Genomic DNA, 18767 nt, shown 5'->3' on the forward strand with positions numbered 1-18767 from the left:
GTATCCGGACATTTCTGTACAGGGAGGATAAGCGTGCGCAATGGATGTCAGTTAATTACCTATCCCGACTCCATGGGGGGCAGTATCGCCTCGCTGAAGCATGGAATCGAGAAGTATTTTTCCCGTGCTATAACGGGGGTCCATATTCTCCCCTTCTACCCGTCTTCCGGCGACCGGGGCTTTTCTCCCCTGGGATATGACACGGTGGATCCCTCCTTTGGATCCTGGGACGATATCCGGGGCATAAAAGAGATGGGCCTGGACCTGACTGTCGACTTCATGATCAATCACTTGTCCCGCCGGTCTGCCCAGTTTCAGGACTTTCTGCGCCGGGGTAAGGATTCTCCCTTCAGGGATTTCTTTATACGCTACAGCAGTTTCTGGCCGGGAGGGGAGCCGACGGATGAAGACCTGGCAAAAATATACACCCGCAAACCCCGTCCCCCCTACGTGGAAGAACAGCTTTCCGACGGAACAGCGGAAAAAATCTGGTGTACCTTCGATACAGAACAGATCGATCTGAACCTCGATTCCCCGTCGACACGAAATTTCGTGCAGGACTCCATGATGTCACTCTGCCGCCGGGGTGCCGACTGTATCCGCCTGGACGCCTTCGCCTACGGAATCAAGCGCCCGGGGACCAGCTGCTTCTTTGTCGAACCCGATGTCTGGGACCTGCTGAGCTGGTGCGACAGCATCGCCGCCGAATCCGGAGCTGTGGTGCTTCCGGAGATCCACGAGCACCACGGCATCCAGCTGAAGCTCGCACAGCACGGCTACCTGGTTTATGACTTTGCACTTCCCATGCTCATTCTCCAGGCCATCTACGACGGCAGCAGCCGTAATCTCAGGAACTGGCTGTCGATCTGTCCCCGCAGGCAGATCACGACCCTCGATACCCACGACGGTATCGGTGTTGTTGATGTCCGGGACCTTATGACCGACAAAGAGATTGAAGATACCAGGGACAACCTCTATTCCCGGGGGGCGAATGTAAAACGCATCTACAATACTCCGAAGTACAACAATCTGGATATTTACCAGATCAACTGTACCTACTATTCAGCCCTGGGAGACGATGACGAGGCCTATCTTCTGGCCAGGGCGGTTCAGTTCTTCGCACCGGGAATCCCCCAGGTCTACTACGTGGGGCTCCTTGCGGGCAGAAACGATATAACCCTTCTGGAGAAGACAAAAAACGGAAGGGATATAAACCGCCACAGCTACAGTCTCGAAGAGATCGACTCAGAACTCGGGCGGCCGGTGGTGAAGAGGCTGCTGCGCCTCATGGAGTTCCGCAGCTCCCACCCTGCTTTTTCGGGTGTATTTACCTTGAAGGAGAGCAGTCCCTCATCGCTGCATATCGAGTGGCATCATGAAGGCCATTGTGCCTGTCTGAGGGCAGATCTGAATAACCTCTCATTCCGGATCGAAGCCACGGGGAATGCAGGGACAAATCCTTCAGCTCTGGATTTGTAATATCCCCTTGAGAAGATACGGCTGTCCAGGCGTTCCGCTTTCTACTTCCCTTCAGGCAGACTTTGAGGCCGGATCAAGGGGAAAAACAATACGGAAAACCGCACCCGGCTCACTCCTGTACTCCAGAGATCCGTGAAGCTGCAGGACCAGCTCCCTGACCAGAACCAGACCAAGGGAACTTCTCTTTCCTGAAGCTTCATCAGAAGGCAGACCGACACCATTGTCCCCGATGGTCAGGGCTATGGAGTTGTCGGGATTTTCCTTCATCTCTATCCATATGTTCCTCTCCTTCCGACCGCGAAAGGCATGCTTCATGGAGTTGGTAAGAAGTTCGTTGATAATAAGACCGCAGGGAACAGCGGTTTCAATACTGAGAGCGACAGAAGCAATATCGGCGACGAAATGAATACCCGCCGTATCCTGATCGAAGGATTGAAGAAGATACTGTGACAGGGACTCGACATAACGGGAGAAATCTATCCGGGAAAAATCATCACTCATGTACAGCTGCTCATGGATCAGTCCCATGGACTGGATTCTCTGCTGCCCGGCCTGAAATACATCCTTCATGATCCGGTCATCTATACTGTCCTCCTGGAGGCTCAGCATGCTGGAAATAATCTGCATATTGTTCTTGACCCTGTGATGGATCTCCCTGAGAAGCACCTCTTTTTCCCGCAGAGAGGATACTATCTGTTCCCGGGCCATTTTTTGTTCTGAAATATCACTGACAAGATTCATGATTCCGTATACGTCTCCTGAAGAGTCCACCAGAGGAGCGACGGAAACATTTACCCAGATACGCGTTCCGTCCTTACGGAGGCTCTGAAATTCCCTGTTAATGACCTTGTCCTTACCCTCTACAATCTCCCGGAAAAAGATTTTATACGACCCGAGTTCCCCGGGGGGAATAACAGGCAGCTCCTTACCGAGGACCTCGCCGCTTTTCCATCCGTAGATGGATTCAGCCGCCTTGCTCCAGAGTTCAATAATCCCCTCTCTGTTCTGCAGAACAACAGCAATTGGAGAGTGATCGATAAGGACCTGCATTCTCGTATTTGCTTCACGCAGACTGACCTCGTTTCTCCGTATCTCCTGGATGCGGTTCTCAAGACGCCGGAGAACCAGATTCAACTGCTCCGTCATACTGTTGAAAGCCGCGGCAAGCAGGGAAACCTCCCGGGGGCCATGGAGATCGGCACGAAGATCTTCTTCACCCCCGGATATCCTCGTTACCATGCCGGTCAGGTGATCGAGAGGTACAGTTATCCGCCGGGACAGGAGAATACCGATGAGTACTGCAGTAAGGGCGGCAAGAATGATTATTCCCGCAGAAAAGAGAACCTGTCGGAGAATAGGAGAGAAGGAGCGGTCCCAGGGGATCTCCGTTACCACCGCCCAGTCAGTGGCTGTAACCGGATAATATTTTCCCACCACGGGTACACCGTTTATTCCGATATAGCGTTCATCCGTCCCCGTCTGATCTTCTCCGTAACGCAGAAAATCCGCGACAATCGGCAGTCCCGACACATTCTCCGCGGCCAGTGCTCGCGTAAGATCAGGATGGGCCAGGAGCCGGCCTTTGGAATCGACGATATAGGCGTAGCCCCCGTTTTCAATTAGAACCTGCCCGATAAATTCCCACATGAATCTGAGACTGAGTTCCGCTACCAGAACGCCCTGAAAATCACCGAACACATCAAATACCGGAACGGCTGCAGCCACATGGGGTTCGTTGGTACTCCGGTCAATATGGACCTCCCCTACCAGGGACTCCCGGAGGTTCATCAGATTCTTCCCCTGGGCCTGCAGATACTCCGTCAGATGCTGTGAACCTGTACTGTCAAGGAGAGAAAATCTACCCTCCAGGTTTCCCTCCCGGTCAAGAAATGCCGCCTGCTGAAGGGCCTCCACATGGCCCAGCAGGCGAGAGAGCATTTCCACCTGATCCTGTACCGACAGGGAAGCAATGTCAGCTATCCATGCTGTATTTTTCAGGATCTGCAAACGGGTGCTGATAAAACCATCAAATCTCAAGGCTGTTTTTTCCGCGATTATCTGAATATTCGCGGATACATATTTCAACTGGCGCCGATAGCTTGCTACCGTCAGTATGGTTCCCGGAACAACAAGGAAAAAAAGCATCAGATACAGAAAAGACCTGGAAAGGATTCCCGAGACTGATTGATTGCTCCCTTTGCCCATTGATAATCCCGTCATCGCAGTATCTGGTCGGCAATATTCAAAAGCACCTGGGGAAGGACCAGGCCCAGCTCCTGTGCGCGGCGGTAATTAACCAGCAGGGTCATATCCGCCGTGGCCACCGGTATCGTACCGGTATCGGTACCTTTCAGTATTTTATCTGCAATGAGGGCTGCCATTGCACCTGTTTTTTGGAAATCCACGGCGTATGCCAGGACAGCTCCGGATTTCGCCTGGACTGCAGATCCGCCGCTTATGGGTATACTGTGCCGGGCGGCAAACTGGCTCAGCACTTGCCATCCCTGGACCGACTGCGTAATGGAATCAGCTGTAATCAGGATTCCGTCGATGTCGACTTCGCCCTTGTCCCTGTCCTCCAGGTCTGCCGCAAGTTCCTCGACACTGCCTGTCCGTGCCTGGACAAGCTCGATCCCCTCCCGCAGGGCGGCCTTTTCCAGTTCGGGAATAACGGATTTGTTTGCTTCATAATCAGGGTCATAGGCGGTATAGATTCTTTCGGCATTCGGGACCAGCTGTAGAAGGTATTCGAAGCGCTTAACAACCACCTGGGCACTGGGAGCGCGTATCCCCGTGGTATTGCCCCCGGGACAATGAACTGTATCGACAAGGCCGGTACCTTCGATATTCCCGAGGCCGAATACCAGGGGGACAGATCCGTCCAAAGTACTTTTTGCGGCTACGGCGGATCCCGTGGGAAAGGCAAGCACAAGATCGGCTTTTTCGGCTGCAATCCGTTTCAGGATCTCCCGTTCCTGTTCAGATCCGCTTATGCCTTCATGCAGGAAGATGCCGATATTCTTTCCGTCCTCGTAACCCAGCTCCATCATCTTTTCCGTGAAACCCTCGGCTATACCCAGGAAAGACTTCGTGCCGCAGATAATATGAACCTGCGGAATCCGCTCCGGTTCTCTTCCTGTGCATCCTGAAAAAACGAGAACCAGCAGAAAAAGAGTTATGTGACGAGAAAAGCGTCCTTGCTTTTTCATTACCCTTTCCATCGCAGCGTCGAATATGTTTCTACTGAGAACAGGTATTATTTCTCTTTATAAAGTATAGGAGAAGAGATCAGGATTGTCGAATCGGAAAGAGCTTAAGTTACAGAAACAGCCCCTCCCCGGGGATTAAGCATCTAACGCTCAAGCGTGTACTCAATCCGGGGGAGCAGACTATTGAATATAACTCCCGGGCAGAGGGTTTCTTCAGGATTTCTTACCCTTCAGAAACCGGGAAATCTTTTTAAACAGAGAGACTTTGGCGTGTTTTTTCTCCGCCTGGGCCAGTTCGGGGCTTATGGTAAAATTCTCCCCATACTTCTGGCGATAGTATTCCACCCTGTCTTCCAGTGACTGATCACCTTTCCTGGCAAGCTCGGGTTTGATTTTTCTTCCAGGTTTTCGGGGGGGCTGATTTTTTGGCTCCCGCCGCTTCTGCTGTACCGCTTCCTTTTCCGGTCTCTTTCCCCGTCTGGTCCCGCCGGCCGGCTGGGTTCTCTGGGAATCCCGGGGAACTTCCTTTTTGCGGTTCCGCTGTTTTTCAGGTTTGTCCCGGCGCGGATCGTTCCGTTTACCGACCCCGGTCTGTCTGCCGGTTACGGATTCAATATTTTCAGATATCTCCCGGCTCCGATCCCGGTCCCTGTCGCGGCCACGGGAATCCCTCCTTCCGGTCCGCCGTTCCGGACGTTTGTCACCCCGCTTTCGATCTCCCCGCCGGTCATTGCGACGGTCTCCCCGATCTCGCTTCAGGTAATGATCGTGCATGACGTTCATCCCTGCACTCTGGTCCTCCGCCAGCATAGAGGGGTCAAGCTCCGCCACGGGGATCTTCATACCGATAAAGCTTTCAATGGCCGGCAGCCCGTAGACAAAGCGTTCGCAGGCCAGGGTAATGGCCTTTCCTTCCCTGCCGGCCCGGGCCGTCCTGCCTATACGGTGTACGTAGCTTTCAGGATCCTCGGGAACATCATAGTTGATCACCATGTCCAGGTCGTTTATGTGCAGACCCCGGGCGGCCACATCGGTGGCAACCAGGAAACGCAGGTCGCCCTTCTTGATGCGGTTGATGGTGGAAAGCCGCTTTTTCTGGGGCATATCTCCCATGATGTACTCACAGGGAAACCCGTTCAGAGAGAGACGCTTGGCCACCTCCACGGCGGCGAATTTGGTATTGGTAAAGATGATTGCGTTGGCGGGCTGCATGGTTTTAAAGATACCGATGACCATACGTATCTTTTCGTCCCGGGACAGATGATAGATACTCTGGTCGATCTCCTCCACCGTGATGGACTCCGGTTCGATCTCGATATGCATCGGATCCCGCATGTATTCCCAGGCCAGGTTCTGTACCCGTACGCTCATGGTGGCGGAAAAGAGCATGGTCCTGCGTTCATCCAGGGGGGGCAGCATTTTTACAATACGCCTCAGGTCCGGCAGAAAACCCATATCAAAGAGCCGGTCCGCCTCGTCGATTACAACCGCTCCAAAGCCCTTGAAATCCATCTTTTTCTGCTTTCCAAAATCAATCAATCGCCCCGGTGTCCCGACAACGATATCCACACCTTCCCGGAGCATCCGCTCCTGGTCCCCGTAGCCTACACCGCCGTAGAAACTGCCTACCTTGAAATCAAGATGGCTTCCCAGCAGTTTAGCTTCTTCCTCTATCTGCACCACCAGTTCCCGGGTGGGAGCGATAATCAGGGCCTTCTTTTTCTCCACCGAGTCGGTCAAAAACAGATGGTAGATGGAGAGCAGAAAGGCCGCGGTTTTTCCCGTCCCCGTCTGGGACTGGGCCGTCACATCCTTGCCGGCAAAAATCGCCTGAAAACACTGTTCCTGTACAGGCATGCACTCTTCAAAGCCGGCTTCTTGAATACCCTTCTGGATATCCGGATGAAAATCAAAGTCTGTAAATCTCATACTGACCTCACTATAGCATTTTTACCGGCGATACAACAAGATTCAGCCCCTCTCCCCCGGGAAGGGACGAAATGTCCGGGCCAGACCTCCCCCGGAGGTCTCCCGGTAGTCCCGTCCCAGGTCCCTGCCGGTACGATACATGGTCTCCACAACCTGATCAAAACTGACCGAATGGCTGCCGTCGGACTGCAGGGCGTATACGGCTGATTCCACCGCCCGGGCAGCGGCCATGGCATTGCGTTCGATACAGGGAATCTGCACGAGGCCCTGGACGGGATCGCAGGTAAGTCCCAGGTGATGTTCAAGACCCATCTCCGCGGCATATTCAACCTGATTGCGGGTCCCGCCGATAAGGTGGGCTGCGGCGGCCGCCGCCATGGCGCAGGCGGTTCCCACCTCTCCCTGACAGCCGACCTCCGCTCCGGAGATGGAGGCGTTATGCCTCACCAGAATACCGATAAGTCCGGCGACGGCCAGGGCCCGATAGATACGCTCATTGGGCAGCTTGTGGGATTCGGCATAGAATGCCAGGACCGCCGGAACCACCCCGGAGGCACCGCAGGTAGGGGCGGTCACGACGATCCCTCCCGCAGCGTTCTCCTCTGAGACCGCCAGGGCATTTGCAAACAGCCTGCCCAGGTCCCTGGTTATCCCCCTGGCATCCCGCACCCTTGCCATGTACTGGGAGGCCTTCCTGGGCAGTTTCAGGCCCCCCGGAAGGCGACCCTCCGCCAGAAGCCCCCGTTGGATGCTCTTTTTCATTACCTCCCAGACCTGCCTCAGGTGTTCCTCGAGTCCCGGTTCCCGAAGGTAGGCGTAGTTCCAGAGGGGGATCTCCTCACGGGCGCAGTACGTGAGAACCGCCGCCAGACTCTCATGTTCATAGGGACGCGGCGCTTCAGGCAGGCCTGGATACAGGATACTTCCCCCTCCCACGCTGTAGACTTCCCGGCTCCCCAGAAGCTTCTTCCCGGCATCCCGGGCGCTCAGGCGCATTCCGTTGGGATGTTCAGGAAGCTCCTTATCCGGATACCACTGAATCGTGCAGCGTTCCCGACCCAGGACATCCGTGATTGCCTGGTCGGTCAGATGCCCCCTCCCGGTGGCGGCAAGGCTCCCGAAAAGTTCAACGTCAAAGCTTTCCCCGCCGGGGAACTCCTCAAGGAAGCGTTCAGCCGCAGCCGCCGGTCCCAGGGTGTGACTTGAGGAGGGACCACGCCCTGGTTTATAGAGATCGATGATGCCCTTCATGAATGCCATACAGTCCTCGCGTAATACTTACAAATACATAATATTTTATCATAAATAATTAGATTATCATCAATATTCTATTTTTGAATTGACATTTAGCGCAATCATACTCAAAATGAGGATATGCACCTCGATGAACTCAACCGCGCGATTCTCTACCGGCTTCAGGACGGCCGCAGGTCCTTTCGCCGCATAGCCGAAGAGCTCGCGGTTACCGAGAATACGGTGCGTGCAAGGGTCAACCGTATGGTCGAATCGGGAGTCCTGGAAATCCGGGCCCTGGTGGAGCCGGAGGCGGTTCCCGGAGGCCAACTGGCGGTGGTCGGCATTAAACTCGCCACCATGGACCTGGTAAACAAGGGAGAAGAGATCAGCCGTCTCAAGGGGGTTGTCTCCGTAAAGGTCGTAACAGGACGTTTTGACCTGATTATCGAAGTCCTGCTTACCGAAGGATTCGGCCTTCTGGAGTTTTATACCCAGGAGGTATCCCGGGTCCAGGAGATCGATTCCGTCGAGACCTTTATCGTCTACAAAAGCTACAACAGCAAGGTTCCCCTTAATCACAAACCGGAAAAACTTCCCGGACCGGCAGTACTGTCCGGTAAAGAGAGGAATTAATATGGCGCAGTTAAAAAGGACAGCCCTTTTCCCGGCCTATGGGGAAACCGAAGGGGTCAGGCTTATCGATTTCGGCGGATGGGAGCTTCCGGTTCAGTTTGCAGCGGGAATCCTCGCTGAACACAAAGCAGTACGGAGCAACGCCGGGCTCTTCGACGTCTCCCACATGGGAGAGATTTTCCTGGAAGGAGACGGAGCGGAGGATTACCTGGATCGCCTCGTCACCGGCAGCGTCAGCGCCATGAAGAACGGAACCTGTCTCTACACCATACTCTGCAACACGAGAGGCGGAGCCGTGGACGACCTGCTTGTTTACCGCCTTGGAGAGAAACGCTTCATGCTGGTGGTAAACGCCGCCAATACGGAAAAGGACTTTATCTGGATTACAACGGAAAACCCCGCGGCTTCGAAGAAAAGCTCCCACCTCCGTATAGAAAATCAAAGCGCCCAATGGGTGCAGATCGCCCTTCAGGGTCCCAGGGCCCGGGAGTACCTGCAGGAGCTTGTGGATGTTAACCTGGAGGACCTGGCCTTTTACAGTTTCTTCGATGAAGTCTCCCTCGCCGGAGTCCCCACACTGATATCCCGGACAGGTTACACCGGGGAGGACGGCTTCGAGATCTACTGCGAGGCTTCGGAAGGGCCCGGCATATGGCGGACCCTGCTGAACCACGGGGCTGACAGGGGGCTCATTCCCTGTGGACTGGGTGCCAGGGACACCCTGCGTCTGGAGGCTCGGCTCCCCCTCTATGGACATGAACTGACCGAAGACGCCGGCCCCCTGGAGGCGGGACTCAGGGTATTCGTGGATTTTGAAAAGGGTGATTTTATCGGCCGGGCGGCCCTGAAAGAGATGCTCAGGAAGGAGAACTATCGCGTATTGAGGGGAGTCCGGATGATCGACCGGGGCGTTCCCCGTCAGGGATACCGGGTATACAAGGAGGACCACCCTGTCGGCGAGGTAACAAGCGGCGGAAAATCCCCGAGTCTGGACGAGTTTATCGCCCTGGTGCGGGTTCCGAAAGGGAGTCTCAAGACCGGAGAGCAGGTCCGGATCGAAATCAACGGAAAGCGCAAAACCGGGGAGGTAATTTCCACCCCGTTTTATAAAAAGGCCTATGGAGGGAAGCAATGAGTTCGGAAATCAAAAAAGAGCTGAAATACGCGGAAAGCCACGAGTGGGTCCGCGTGGAAGGTACAATTGCCTACGTGGGCATCTCCGATTATGCCCAGGAGAGCCTCGGGGAGATTGTTTTTGTGGAGATACCGGAAGTCGACGATGGGGTCAAAAAAGGAGACGAGGTAACCACCATCGAATCGGTAAAAGCCGCCTCCTCAATATATGCCCCCGTATCCGGAACCATCAGCGAGGTCAACGAGTCCCTGGAGGATGAACCGGAACAGGTAAACCAGGACCCCTACGGGACCTTTCTTTTTGCCATCGACATGAAAGACCCCGGGGAACTCGATTCCCTGATGGATGCAGCGGGTTACGAAAAGTTCCTGGCAGAGCACGAGGATTAGGGAAAAGACCATGTTTGCCTATCTTCCCCATACGGAGACAGAGATCCGCGAAATGCTGGAGCGTACAGGCCTCAGCTCCCTGGACGAGCTCTTCCTGGATATCCCGGAAAAGATCCGGCTCAGGGACGGGATTGATCTGCCCTCCGGAATCGGGGAGTACCAGGTGTTCCGGGAGATGGAATCACTGTCGCAAAAAAATAATATACAGCCGGTTTCCTTTCTCGGCTGCGGCTGTTACGACCATCTCATCCCGGCGGTAATAAAGCACCTGACCAGCCGCTCCGAGTTCCTCACCGCCTATACACCCTATCAGGCGGAGATGTCCCAGGGAATGCTCCAGGCCATTTTCGAATTCCAGAGTCTCATGTGCCGTCTTACAGGACTGGATGTATCCAACGCCTCCCTTTACGACGGCCATACCGCTGCCGCCGAGGCCGCCGCCATGGCGCTGAACAGCGTGAAAAACGGAGACACCATACTCGTTTCCGCCTCCGCCCACCCTTCAACTATCCGGGTTCTCAAGAGCTACTACGCCGACATGGGAATCACCGTGGAGGCTGTCCCCGCGGAGGGAGGTGCAACTTCAATTCAGGAGCTGAAGGAAAGGCTCAGGCCCGGGGTCGCCGGGGTAATTATCCAGACCCCGAACGTCTATGGCATACTGGAAGACCTGAGCGAAGCAGCGGATGCAATAAAGGCCGCCGGCTCCATGCTGATTATCAGTGCCAACCCCCTCAGTCTTGGTATCTGCCGCTCACCGGGAGAATGGGGAGCCGACATAGCCGTGGGGGACTGTCAGCCCCTCGGGCTGCCCCCCGGTTTCGGCGGCCCCTCGGCAGGATACATTGCCGCGAGAGAGAAGCTCCTCAGGAAGCTCCCCGGTCGTATATCCGGGATGACCCTCGACCGGGAGGGGCGCCGGGGTTTTGTCCTGACTCTTCAGGCCCGGGAGCAGCACATCAAACGACAGCGCGCCACCTCAAACATCTGTTCCAACCAGGCCCTGGCTGCACTGGGAGCGACAGTCTACCTGAGCAGCCTCGGCGAAGAGGGGCTGAAGGAGGTGGCCCTGCGGAACCTGAACAATGCCGCCTATGCCTTCAAGGAGCTTACTTCCATTCCCGGTGTCGAAGCGGCGTTTGATGGAAACTTCTTCAACGAGTTCACACTGGATTTACCCCGTGACGCCGGAGTAGTTGTCACCGATCTGGCGCAGAGGGGCTACTTCGCCGGAGTACCGGAGAAGCGCCTCTATCCGGAAGCAGAGCCCAAGCGCCTGATTGTCGCGGTAACCGAGAAGCGCGACAGAGAAGAAATCGACGCTTTTGTCCGTGCCATGAAGGAGGCCCTGACATGAACAGTGAATATCCCCTTCTTTTTGAACGCTCCCGTCCCGGACGAAGGGCCTATATCCTGCCGGAAACGAAGATTCCCCAGAAGGCTTCCGGGGAACTGCTGCCCCCGGCCCTGCTCAGGGAAAAGCCCGCCGGGCTGCCGGAGCTCTCGGAGGTCGATGTGGTCCGCCACTTTACCGGTCTTTCCAGGCGCAACTTCGGCGTCGACCTGGGTTTCTACCCTCTGGGATCCTGTACCATGAAGTATAATCCGAAGATCAACGAGGATATCGCCGCCCTTCCCGGTTTCAGCGCCCTTCATCCCCTGGTTCCCGAATCAGCGGCCCAGGGAAGCCTGGAACTCATGCACCGTCTGCTGGAAAATTTGGCGGAGATAACCGGGATGGACACCGGCACCCTGCAGCCCTTTGCCGGTGCCCAGGGTGAATATACCGGGATGAAGCTCTTTCGAGCCTTCTTCAAGCATCGGGGAGAGCACGCTCGCACCAAGGTGCTGGTACCGGACTCCTCCCACGGAACAAACCCGGCCTCCGCGCATATCGCAGGCTTTGACGTAGTGGAAGTTCCCTCCAACAGGGCCGGACGGATATCCCTGGAGGCTGTAAAGGAGCATCTGGACGAAAACCTTGCGGGGATCATGCTGACCAACCCCAACACCCTGGGACTCTTTGAAACTGAGATCCTCGAAATAGCTGCGGCGGTACATGATGCGGGAGGACTCCTCTACTACGACGGCGCCAACCTGAACGCCATTACCGGACAGTGCCGTCCCGGGGACATGGGCTTCGATGTGGTGCATCTGAATCTGCACAAGACCTTTTCCACTCCCCACGGCGGCGGAGGACCGGGGGCAGGCCCGGTGCTGGTGAAGAAGCGCCTGAAAGCCTTCCTTCCCGGCCCCCTGATCGTGAAAGAAGGAGACCGCTATACCTTCAGGGATCAGGGTCCCGAAAGCATGGGACCCGTGGCGGGCTTCTACGGTAACGTGGGAATAATGATAAGGGCGGCTGCTTACATTCGAAGCATGGGCGCCGACGGGCTCTCCCTGGCGGCAAAACTGGCGGTGCTGAACGCGAATTATCTCCGGGTCTCCCTTTCTGAAAGCCTGGAAATTCCCTATGACTCCCTCTGCAAGCATGAGTTCGTACTCTCCGCCCGCAGACTCAAGGAAGAGTACGGTATTACCGCCACAGACATAGCCAAGGGCCTAATCGACAGGGGTATTCATCCGCCGACGGTATATTTTCCCCTGATCGTGCATGAAGCCCTGATGGTGGAGCCCACGGAAACCGAAAACAGGGAAACCCTTGACCATTTCGTGGAGGTAATTCAGGACCTGGTCAGGACCGCCGCAGAGGCGCCTGACCAGCTAAAGGGAGCGCCCCGGACCACCCCCGTGGGCCGCCTGGACGAGGTCCTGGCGGCGCGAAAACCGAAGGTCAGCTGGACCTAGCCGACAGTCTCCGGGTATACGGCCAGGGTACTGTAGCCTGTACCCCTGCGACGGACCCGGATCTGCACGGGGACCCTCTCCTTCAAGGTATCCACATGGGAGATTATACCCACCAGCTTGCCCGAAGAGCGCAGGGTCTCCAGGGCGGCCAGTACGGTCTCCAGGGTCTCCGAGTCCAGGGTCCCGAAACCTTCATCAAGAAAGAGTGAATCGATCCTGGTCTTCCGGCCCGCCAGCTCGGACAGTCCCAGGGCCAGGCTCAGACTCGCAAGAAAGGTTTCCCCCCCGGAGAGGGTCTCCACCGGCCGTACTGCGTCGGCCTGCCAGGTATCTACAATAAAGAGAGACAGCTCCTCACCTCCGTCCCGTTGCAGCCGGTAACGTCCGGAAAAACGGTCCAGATGCCGGTTTGCCAGGGAGACGAGGTAATCCAAGGTAAGTCCCTGGGCAAAGCGGCGGAAGGCATCCCCCGAAGCGGAACCGATCAGCCCCTTGAGCCGCCACCATATCTGGTATTCTTTGCGCTGATCTTCCTGTTCTTTGAGCAGCCTTTCCCGATGCTCCCGGTTCTCCCTGTCAGCGGCAATTCTGCTCTGACAGCCAAAAAGCTCTTTCTGGGCCGCTGCATATTCTTCGTCAGCATCCGCCAGTTCCTTCTCCACCCTGGTACTGTCCCGAAGTTCCCCGGGAATCTCTTGAAGCTCCCGGGTCAGTTCCTCCCGACGCTGCTCGAGGCTCATACTGGAGGCAGCCCACTCTTCAACGGCTTCCCGGCGTGCTTGCGCATCCTCCAGATAGGATGAGCGGAAATCATCAGTATCCGAAAAACCGGCGGCAAGAGCCCGTCGGGACAGATCCCTCTGCAGATTTTCCCGCTCCTGCCGCTTCCCTTCGAAAAGACTTTCCGCTGTTTCAAGGCGACCCTGAAAAACCGCCCGTTTTTCCTTGCCCGAATTCACCCTGTTCTGCAGGGCTTCCAGCTCATCCTCAAGGTCCCGGACCTTCTGTTCCTTCAGCTGCAGGAGGTCCTGTACGGACTGGCCGCCGGTCAGTTCCATCAGGCTTCCGCTGATCTCAGATACCTGTTTCTGAAGCTCATCCCTCCGGGCGGAAAGTTTATCCAGTTCCTGCCGGCGTTCCGCGAGATCCAGGCTGTACTGCTCAAGTTTTTCCGAACTGCTCCGCTCCTCGGAAACAATCTCCTCCAGCTTCCCGCAGGACTTGCGGTAATCATCCAGGCTTTTTACAGCCAGCTCCCGGAGATTCTCCATATCCCCGGATAAACCGGCCTTCCGGGCGATTTGCAGAATCCAGGCTGCGGTCTCTTCCAGTCCATCTTCTTTCCGACGGAGAGACTCCAGATGGCCCCGGATCCGTTCTTCCACCACCGCTGCCCGATTCCCGGTTCGCGCCTGTTCCTCCCTGGCGGCTTCTTCCTGCTCCAGGAGCTGATCCAGACGAAGCCGAAGTTCGTCCCGCTTTTTTTCAATGCCCAGGGACCTGGCATGCCTCTCGGAGAGATCAGCCCTCCTCCGATCCAGATCCTCAAGGATGGCGGAAGAACAGTCCTGATCTGCCAGTCGTGTGGAAAGTCCGCGTATTTCAGCATCCAGGGCGGAGGCTTTTTCCCGCTGAGAATCCCTGCTGCCCCGGAGAGTTGCAAGCCGGATCAGGGTATCGCGATACCGTTCCTCAGCTGCGGAAAAGTCAATGGCCTCTTCCGGGGCTTCACCGGAAAAGAGCTCCTTCTGCCGGACCCCGGGATGTTCCCTGGAACCGCATACAGGACAAGGGCTTCCTTTTTTCAGCCCCTCCTTCAAGCTCTGTGCCGCCTGGTGCAGATGCCATTCTTCGCCCTGATCCCGGTGAACACGGGCCGTTTCTGAATCCTGACGGGCGGTTTCAATCTCTTTTTCCAGGTTTTCAAGATGCCGGTGAACCTGAAGAAGCTCTTCCCTGAGGCTTTCCCGGCGTTCAGCCCAGGGGACGAGGGCCTTCAGTTCTCCAAGCCGGAGATCGAGTTCCGATAATTCACTTCTCAAAGCCCCGGAGCTTCCTGTATCTGCGAGGTCCTGTTCGAGTTCCGAAAGCTCTTTTCTGAGAGCGCTGAGCTCGGGAAGAGACGCTGCCTCCGTTATACCGGTAAGTGTCCCCTGTTCCCTTCGAAGAAGTTCAATCTCGTCATTCAGCTCTTGAATATCCTGGTTAAAGGTTTTCCATTCGGACAGGCGCGTAAAGAAGAGTTCCCGATTCAGGGAGAGTTCATACAGTCCGCTGTTGTCTGCGGCTGCTTCAAGCTTCTGTTTATCCAGCTTCAGACCGGAAAGCCTGTCTTCAAGCTCTTCGATAATCTCAAGGTTTCGGGATAGCTGCTTCTGCAGGTGCTGGATGCGTTCCTCCTCATCGGCCAGGCGTGCCTTCCGTTCGGACAACAGGGCTTCCAGCTTTTCCGCTTCTCCCTTTTTTTCCCGGATATCGGATAATTGCGCGCGGGAAATCTTCAGGGATTCCCGGAGATCCCCCATGCCGGATTCAAGATCCAGGATTTCAGTAGTAAGCAGTTCCAGGGACGAATTGATCTCCCGGATATCCGCAGCGGCTCCGGAAAGTTCGTCCTTTAGAAGATCAAAGCGGCGTATATCGTTCCAGTGAGGTTCCACCAGCCGATGCAGTTTCAGCTGCTCCCGCATTGTGTCCACCGACTCCCTCTGCTCCTCCAGCTTTTCCATTCCGTCTGCGATTTCATCGAGTTCCGCTGAGAGTTTTCGTCCCCGCCGGGCCTTTTCCACCGCCAGCACCATTGCATCCCTGGACTCTCTGGCCCGGTCGTAACGCTCCCCGGCCGCCTTCAGATGCTCATGTACCAGGTCCAGACTCTCCTCATCCAGGACTCTAACATCCTGAATCCGCCGGGCAATCTCCACTCCTTTCTGCTCCTCCTCCCTGGCACGTTCGAAGGCCAGGCGGGAGAGCTCGGAATATATAAAGCTGCCGGTCATCTTTTCGAGCAGGTCCGCCCGTTCATTCGGCTTTGCGTCCAGAAATGCCGCAAAAGCTCCCTGGGCAAGCAGCACGGACCTGGTAAAGCGGGTAAAATCGAGACCCGTAAGCAGGGCTATCCGATCCGGAACCTCGCTCAGCTTATCTTCTATAAGCTCCTCACCGGCGGAATCGATCTTTGCCAGGCGCATACGGGGCTGCTGAAAAGCCCCGGTAACACTTCCCCTTGCCCGATGAACCTCCCAGCGGGAGCGGTAGCAGCCCTGGGGTACCTCGAATTCAACTTCCGCCCAGGCTTCCGCGGTATGCCGGGAAACGATTTCCAGAACACCCGACCCCGCGGCTTTTCGTTTCTGAAGCCGCGGGGTTTCACCGTACAGAGCGATGCAGAGGGCATCGAAGATGGTCGATTTGCCTGCACCGGTGGGACCGATTACGGCGAACAGTCCGGCATCCACAAAGGGTTCCCGGGTAAAATCCAGATGGAACTCCCCGCGCAGGGAGTTAAGGTTCTTAAATTTTAGATTCAGGACCTTCATACATCCTCCCCCCGGAACTCCCCGGCGATATTGCTCTCGGCAATTACAAGAAGTTCCTGATACGCCCGGATCAGTTCGTCGTCCGCTTCCTCTCCCCGGGACTCGCACCGGCGCTTGAACACCTCCAGGGGCGAAAGCTCGCTCAGGTGCGGATCCGCATCCTCCCAGGTTTCATCCCCACCGCCGTTTTTTGCATAGCGGACCCGGAGGATCTCAAGGGAAAGTGCGCCGGAGGCCTCCTCGATTCTCTCCTGGGCATCGGGTACCGGGTCGTTGACGCTGATATCGAGCCAGGGAGAAAGCTCTTCATTCCTGCCCGCAACATCCTCCAGCTGCCAGATGATTTCCGGAAGAGACCCGGAAAGAGAGACCAGGCGCCGGAAAACCGGGACGGGAAACTCTTCAAGGGAGGCAAGCTGCTTTCCGTCAAACTCTGCCAGCACTAGACTCTTCCGTGTTTCGTCCCCGAAATCCAGGGCCAGGGGCGATCCGCTGTAACGGATATGCTCCTTTCCGTCCACCCTGCCCCGGCGATGCAGATGGCCCAGGGCGCAGTAATCCGCCGATGCCGGGAAGACGGAGGAATCGACCTGCCCCAGGGTGCCCACATAGAGATCGCGTTCCGAGGAGGACCTTCCCCCTCCGGCGGCCAGCAGGTGTCCGGTCAGAATAAACGGCAGCTCCTTATATCCTGAGGCTGCCCGGGACACTGCCTGATAGTGATCCCTCAGCCCCGCGACAAGTGCCGCATCCCGCTCCCCGATACTTTCACCCGCCCGGGGCTGCCTGAGATCCCGCTCCCGCAGAAAGGGTACGCAGCCCACGCAGGCCAGGGGGCTATCCTCTCCATCCCGCAGAATAAAGAGCTCATCCTCCGGGGGCATAGCTCCCCCGACAACATGAACCCGGAAGCGGTTCAGGAGCTGGCGGGGAGCATTCAGGGTAGAAACGGAATCGTGATTCCCTCCCGTTACCACGGTACCGCGGCAGGATGTGCGGGAAATCCGGTAGAGAAAATCATAGTAGAGTTCAAGTGCGGCGTTGGGGGGAGTGCCGGTATCAAAAACATCCCCGGCAAGGATCAGGAGATCCGGATTTTCAGACCGGACCAGATCGACAAGCCAGTCCAAAAAGAGACGCTGTTCCTCCAGGCGGCTCCGCTCAAGAAGACGATGCCCGAGATGCCAGTCCGAGGTATGCAGTAGCTTCACGTATCCTCCGGGTCCCATTGTAGAGGAGAGGCACATAAACAGACAAGAAGGCAGAAAAAAAATAACCCTCAGGGAAAGGAGGTAAAACCCTGAGGGGAAATAAAAGCGTGTGGGCCTGGTTACCGGGACTATTTCGGATCCCGTTAACACCCGGTAAAATATTTTATGCTCTAACTATAACAATAAACAAAATAATGATCCAGAGGTTACAGATGAATTTTAATAGAATTTTGGCCCAAACACCCTTTTTAGAGTAATTTTGAGGAAGCTCCAAAAAGCGGTTCATCCAGGGGCAGAATACTGTGGTACTGCACGCGGGAAAACCTGTCGGCAGCATCCGGAAAGGTGTCATCCTGGGTCCGGATAAGGATATCATCCTCCCCCTGGCTGAATCGCATGATCGGCTGATTCAGGGCGCCCAGGACCTCCCCGGGGGAAAAACCCCGTTCCCGGGTCAGATACCGAAAGAAGGATGAACTCTCAGGATCTTCCGGACCGGCGTCCTCCCGGTATACGTAGCCCGACGCGTCCAGGATCTGTTCAAAGGGACTTTTTGAGTAGTGGAAAATCCGGGAAAGGGGCATATCCTTTCGAAGGAGCTGTGCATTCTGCAGTTCCCTGCCGATGGCGGAAATCAGGATGTGAATATGCCGATAATCCAGGGAGGTCCGGAATATCATGACCGCAATGTCGGTACTGATGCTGTTTTTATGAAGAATCGCAGGAATATCGTAGTTGACGATATACAGATCCTCAAAACGCTTGATATTCTGACCGCAGAGGACAAAAAAGTCTGCCTGGGGGACCCATATTCGAAAAAGTTCTTCCGGAGAGAGGCCGAGGACATCCAGAGCCTCATAGGCGCCGATAATCTTCCCGGCCTCCTTTTCTCCGAAGCGGGAGATGAAGGAGTTCATCATCCAGGGGGTAAAGACTTTTGAGCCGTGCCGGGCAAAGAAGATCCGCACGTGATAATGACGTTCCACTATCCTACGGTCAACAAGAAAATCACCGGGAATATTGGCCAGGTAGGCCAGTTCTATGGCATCGCGATACCAGGGATTCTCGTAAACGACCCGCATGATCCGGCTCTCCACCTGGATACCGTTGGTCTCGGGACGCAGGTACAGAAAAACATCCTGGCAGAGACTTCCCGTGCAGGCCGGCTTAAAGGGGATCAGGACTGTAGGCTTCTCCAT

The 18767-nt window shown here is 55.9% G+C and carries 13 protein-coding genes; 6 read left to right on the forward strand and 7 right to left on the reverse strand.

Annotated features, from left to right (window positions below; translation table 11 throughout):
- Window positions 1–33 precede the first annotated feature (33 nt).
- A complete protein-coding gene (gene gtfA, locus B4O97_RS02170) occupies window positions 34–1479 on the forward strand; it encodes a sucrose phosphorylase (protein WP_233142878.1) in 1446 nt (481 codons plus the stop codon).
- 51 nt (window positions 1480–1530) lie between these two features.
- Here gtfA and B4O97_RS02175 read toward each other — a convergent pair whose 3' ends face one another.
- From B4O97_RS02175 to B4O97_RS02190, 4 genes are all read right to left on the reverse strand, one after another.
- Entirely contained in the window at window positions 1531–3684 is a 2154-nt protein-coding gene (locus B4O97_RS02175; protein WP_158084103.1) for a sensor histidine kinase, read from the reverse strand.
- An 11-nt stretch (window positions 3685–3695) separates the two neighbouring features.
- Window positions 3696–4688, reverse strand: a complete 993-nt coding sequence (locus tag B4O97_RS02180) for an ABC transporter substrate-binding protein (protein WP_158084104.1) — start codon at window positions 4686–4688, stop codon at window positions 3696–3698.
- 213 nt (window positions 4689–4901) lie between these two features.
- On the reverse strand, window positions 4902–6617 hold the full coding sequence (locus B4O97_RS02185; RefSeq protein ID WP_083047874.1) for a DEAD/DEAH box helicase: 1716 nt from the start codon (window positions 6615–6617) through the stop codon (window positions 4902–4904).
- 42 nt (window positions 6618–6659) lie between these two features.
- Window positions 6660–7877: an L-serine ammonia-lyase gene (locus B4O97_RS02190; RefSeq protein WP_233142879.1), complete on the reverse strand. Its 1218-nt coding sequence runs from the start codon at window positions 7875–7877 to the stop codon at window positions 6660–6662.
- A 114-nt stretch (window positions 7878–7991) separates the two neighbouring features.
- On the opposite strand from B4O97_RS02190, the gene B4O97_RS02195 reads away from it, so the two are divergent.
- From B4O97_RS02195 to gcvPB, 5 genes are read left to right on the forward strand one after another with little or no spacing between them, the layout of a single operon-like run.
- A complete protein-coding gene (locus B4O97_RS02195; protein ID WP_083047876.1) occupies window positions 7992–8486 on the forward strand; it encodes an Lrp/AsnC family transcriptional regulator in 495 nt (164 codons plus the stop codon).
- A gap of 1 nt (window position 8487) precedes the next feature.
- Window positions 8488–9621: a glycine cleavage system aminomethyltransferase GcvT gene (gcvT, locus tag B4O97_RS02200; RefSeq protein WP_083047878.1), complete on the forward strand. Its 1134-nt coding sequence runs from the start codon at window positions 8488–8490 to the stop codon at window positions 9619–9621.
- A complete protein-coding gene (gene gcvH / locus B4O97_RS02205) occupies window positions 9618–10010 on the forward strand; it encodes a glycine cleavage system protein GcvH (RefSeq protein WP_083047881.1) in 393 nt (130 codons plus the stop codon). The genes gcvT and gcvH overlap by 4 nt, the downstream gene beginning before the upstream one ends.
- A gap of 10 nt (window positions 10011–10020) precedes the next feature.
- Entirely contained in the window at window positions 10021–11367 is a 1347-nt protein-coding gene (gene gcvPA / locus B4O97_RS02210; protein ID WP_083047883.1) for an aminomethyl-transferring glycine dehydrogenase subunit GcvPA, read from the forward strand.
- On the forward strand, window positions 11364–12818 hold the full coding sequence (gene gcvPB / locus B4O97_RS02215; protein WP_083047885.1) for an aminomethyl-transferring glycine dehydrogenase subunit GcvPB: 1455 nt from the start codon (window positions 11364–11366) through the stop codon (window positions 12816–12818). The genes gcvPA and gcvPB overlap by 4 nt, the downstream gene beginning before the upstream one ends.
- Here gcvPB and B4O97_RS02220 read toward each other — a convergent pair.
- The 3 genes from B4O97_RS02220 to B4O97_RS02230 form a co-directional block, all read right to left on the reverse strand.
- The gene (locus B4O97_RS02220; RefSeq protein ID WP_083047887.1) at window positions 12815–16357 is read right to left on the reverse strand and encodes an AAA family ATPase; all 3543 of its coding nucleotides are present in this window, start codon (window positions 16355–16357) and stop codon (window positions 12815–12817) included. The two genes, gcvPB and B4O97_RS02220, sit on opposite strands and share 4 nt — an antisense overlap.
- Window positions 16354–17568 carry an exonuclease SbcCD subunit D C-terminal domain-containing protein gene (locus tag B4O97_RS02225; RefSeq protein WP_158084105.1) on the reverse strand — a complete coding sequence of 405 codons (1215 nt, stop codon included), beginning with the start codon at window positions 17566–17568 and terminating at the stop codon, window positions 16354–16356. Before B4O97_RS02225 ends, B4O97_RS02220 begins: the two co-directional genes overlap by 4 nt.
- Window positions 17569–17816: 248 nt before the next feature.
- Window positions 17817–18767, reverse strand: coding sequence for a hypothetical protein (locus B4O97_RS02230; RefSeq protein ID WP_083047891.1), 951 nt, complete (start codon window positions 18765–18767; stop codon window positions 17817–17819).

The sequence above is a fragment of the Marispirochaeta aestuarii genome, assembly GCF_002087085.1.
Taxonomy (GTDB): domain Bacteria; phylum Spirochaetota; class Spirochaetia; order JC444; family Marispirochaetaceae; genus Marispirochaeta; species Marispirochaeta aestuarii.